The sequence below is a fragment of the Streptomyces sp. NPDC060064 genome (assembly GCF_042736455.1).
In the GTDB taxonomy this organism is placed as follows: Bacteria; Actinomycetota; Actinomycetes; order Streptomycetales; family Streptomycetaceae; genus Streptomyces.
Genome location: NZ_JBHWWF010000098.1, coordinates 1 through 3,448, shown reverse-complemented (window position 1 = coordinate 3,448; position 3,448 = coordinate 1). Strand labels below are relative to the sequence as shown.

At 57.9% G+C, this 3,448-nt stretch carries 2 rRNA genes (1 of these 2 cut by a window edge); both read right to left on the bottom strand.

Annotated features, from left to right (window positions below):
- Positions 1–1,622 (bottom strand): 23S ribosomal RNA (locus ACFWDI_RS40845); it reaches 1,602 nt to the left of the window's first position.
- 297 nt (positions 1,623–1,919) lie between these two features.
- Positions 1,920–3,445 (bottom strand): 16S ribosomal RNA (locus tag ACFWDI_RS40840).
- The 16S and 23S rRNA genes sit together here, the layout of an rRNA operon.
- Positions 3,446–3,448 lie beyond the last annotated feature (3 nt).

The following is a 3,448-nucleotide window of genomic DNA, read 5'->3' as shown; positions in this document are numbered from 1 at the left end:
TCTTGGGCCGGCGGCTCCACCACTCCCCTCAACTCCGAAGAGATCAGGGCGGCTTCACGGCCTTAGCATTAATGGGCTCGATACTGGGCGTTTCAAAGCGGGTACCGGAATATCAACCGGTTGTCCATCGACTACGCCTGTCGGCCTCGCCTTAGGTCCCGACTTACCCTGGGCAGATCAGCTTGACCCAGGAACCCTTAGTCAATCGGCGCACACGTTTCTCACGTGTGTATCGCTACTCATGCCTGCATTCTCACTCGTGAACCGTCCACCACTCGCTTACGCGGCGGCTTCACCCGGCACACGACGCTCCCCTACCCATCCGTACTCCCGTTGGGGATATGTGTACGAATGACACGACTTCGGCGGTACGCTTGAGCCCCGCTACATTGTCGGCGCGGAATCACTTGACCAGTGAGCTATTACGCACTCTTTCAAGGGTGGCTGCTTCTAAGCCAACCTCCTGGTTGTCTCTGCGACTCCACATCCTTTCCCACTTAGCGTACGCTTAGGGGCCTTAGTCGATGCTCTGGGCTGTTTCCCTCTCGACCATGGAGCTTATCCCCCACAGTCTCACTGCCGTGCTCTCACTTACCGGCATTCGGAGTTTGGCTAAGGTCAGTAACCCGGTAGGGCCCATCGCCTATCCAGTGCTCTACCTCCGGCAAGAAACACACGACGCTGCACCTAAATGCATTTCGGGGAGAACCAGCTATCACGGAGTTTGATTGGCCTTTCACCCCTAACCACAGGTCATCCCCCAGGTTTTCAACCCTGGTGGGTTCGGTCCTCCACGAAGTCTTACCTCCGCTTCAACCTGCCCATGGCTAGATCACTCCGCTTCGGGTCTTGAGCGCGCTACTGAATCGCCCTGTTCGGACTCGCTTTCGCTACGGCTTCCCCACACGGGTTAACCTCGCAACACACCGCAAACTCGCAGGCTCATTCTTCAAAAGGCACGCAGTCACGACTGCATGTGCAAGCACATACAGCGACGCTCCCACGGCTTGTAGGCACACGGTTTCAGGTACTATTTCACTCCGCTCCCGCGGTACTTTTCACCATTCCCTCACGGTACTATCCGCTATCGGTCACCAGGGAATATTTAGGCTTAGCGGGTGGTCCCGCCAGATTCACACGGGATTTCTCGGGCCCCGTGCTACTTGGGTGTCGCACAAGCAAGCCGTTGATGTTTCAGCTACGGGGGTCTTACCCTCTACGCCGGACCTTTCGCATGTCCTTCGCCTACATCAACGGTTTCTGACTCGCCCAACAGCCGGCAGACTGTTGAAGTGCGATCCCACAACCCCGTATGCGCAACCCCTGCCGGGTATCACACGCATACGGTTTGGCCTCATCCGGTTTCGCTCGCCACTACTCCCGGAATCACGGTTGTTTTCTCTTCCTGAGGGTACTGAGATGTTTCACTTCCCCTCGTTCCCTCCACACTGCCTATGTGTTCAGCAGTGGGTGACAGCCCATGACGACTGCCGGGTTTCCCCATTCGGAAACCCCCGGATCAAAGCCTGGTTGACGGCTCCCCGGGGACTATCGTGGCCTCCCACGTCCTTCATCGGTTCCTGGTGCCAAGGCATCCACCGTGCGCCCTTAAAAACTTGGCCACAGATGCTCGCGTCCACTGTGCAGTTCTCAAACAACGACCAGCCACCCATCACCCCGCTGAGATCAGCGAGTTCACTGGGGCCGGCATCGCGAAGGGCGAGCTCACGCTCGCACCCTCAGATACCCAACAGCGCGCCCGGCACGACCCACCGACTCTCACTTTCCACGCCGAAGCAGTACTAGTGAAGCCAGCAAACCGTGCCGAATAGTCAACGTTCCACCCATGAGCTGACCACCGTCGGACATTTGCCGACGTAGTGGCTCTGGATTCCTTACGGAATCTAGATGCTCCTTAGAAAGGAGGTGATCCAGCCGCACCTTCCGGTACGGCTACCTTGTTACGACTTCGTCCCAATCGCCAGTCCCACCTTCGACAGCTCCCTCCCACAAGGGGTTGGGCCACCGGCTTCGGGTGTTACCGACTTTCGTGACGTGACGGGCGGTGTGTACAAGGCCCGGGAACGTATTCACCGCAGCAATGCTGATCTGCGATTACTAGCAACTCCGACTTCATGGGGTCGAGTTGCAGACCCCAATCCGAACTGAGACCGGCTTTTTGAGATTCGCTCCGCCTCGCGGCATCGCAGCTCATTGTACCGGCCATTGTAGCACGTGTGCAGCCCAAGACATAAGGGGCATGATGACTTGACGTCGTCCCCACCTTCCTCCGAGTTGACCCCGGCAGTCTCCTGTGAGTCCCCATCACCCCGAAGGGCATGCTGGCAACACAGAACAAGGGTTGCGCTCGTTGCGGGACTTAACCCAACATCTCACGACACGAGCTGACGACAGCCATGCACCACCTGTATACCGACCACAAGGGGGGCACCATCTCTGATGCTTTCCGGTATATGTCAAGCCTTGGTAAGGTTCTTCGCGTTGCGTCGAATTAAGCCACATGCTCCGCTGCTTGTGCGGGCCCCCGTCAATTCCTTTGAGTTTTAGCCTTGCGGCCGTACTCCCCAGGCGGGGAACTTAATGCGTTAGCTGCGGCACCGACGACGTGGAATGTCGCCAACACCTAGTTCCCAACGTTTACGGCGTGGACTACCAGGGTATCTAATCCTGTTCGCTCCCCACGCTTTCGCTCCTCAGCGTCAGTAATGGCCCAGAGATCCGCCTTCGCCACCGGTGTTCCTCCTGATATCTGCGCATTTCACCGCTACACCAGGAATTCCGATCTCCCCTACCACACTCTAGCTAGCCCGTATCGAATGCAGACCCGGGGTTAAGCCCCGGGCTTTCACATCCGACGTGACAAGCCGCCTACGAGCTCTTTACGCCCAATAATTCCGGACAACGCTTGCGCCCTACGTATTACCGCGGCTGCTGGCACGTAGTTAGCCGGCGCTTCTTCTGCAGGTACCGTCACTTTCGCTTCTTCCCTGCTGAAAGAGGTTTACAACCCGAAGGCCGTCATCCCTCACGCGGCGTCGCTGCATCAGGCTTTCGCCCATTGTGCAATATTCCCCACTGCTGCCTCCCGTAGGAGTCTGGGCCGTGTCTCAGTCCCAGTGTGGCCGGTCGCCCTCTCAGGCCGGCTACCCGTCGTCGCCTTGGTAGGCCATCACCCCACCAACAAGCTGATAGGCCGCGGGCTCATCCTTCACCGCCGGAGCTTTTAACCCCTCCCCATGCAGGGAGGAGTGTTATCCGGTATTAGACCCCGTTTCCAGGGCTTGTCCCAGAGTGAAGGGCAGATTGCCCACGTGTTACTCACCCGTTCGCCACTAATCCACCCCGAAGGGCTTCATCGTTCGACTTGCATGTGTTAAGCACGCCGCCAGCGTTCGTCCTGAGCCAGGATCAAACTCTCCATGAATGT